Annotated in this window: 1 protein-coding gene; it reads right to left on the reverse strand. The window is 37.0% G+C overall.

Annotation, left to right across the window (positions count from 1 at the left end; all coding sequences use genetic code 11):
- Positions 1 to 254, reverse strand: a 254-nt coding sequence (locus AAGV28_RS15445) for a hypothetical protein (protein WP_373407647.1), incomplete at both ends; no start/stop codon positions are given.

Here is a 254-nt window from a genome sequence, read left to right on the forward strand (position 1 = left end):
GAAGTTACAGCCGCGTCGGCTATTTTACCTGAAGTTATAGCTGAATCAGTAATTTTAGTACTAGTCACAGCTCCGTCAGCTAAATCAGAAGCAGTTATCGAACTCTCAAGATTAAGTTTACTGTAAGCTATTGCAGCAGATGAACTGATATCTGAATTTACTATTGTACCATCAGCAATTTTTGCTGTAGTAACGGACTCATCTAATAACTTTGTTGTAGTTACTGCATCATTTGCTATATTCCCTGAAGTAAC

The sequence above is a fragment of the Flavobacterium zubiriense genome (assembly GCF_041729725.1).
In the GTDB taxonomy this organism is placed as follows: domain Bacteria; phylum Bacteroidota; class Bacteroidia; order Flavobacteriales; family Flavobacteriaceae; genus Flavobacterium; species Flavobacterium zubiriense.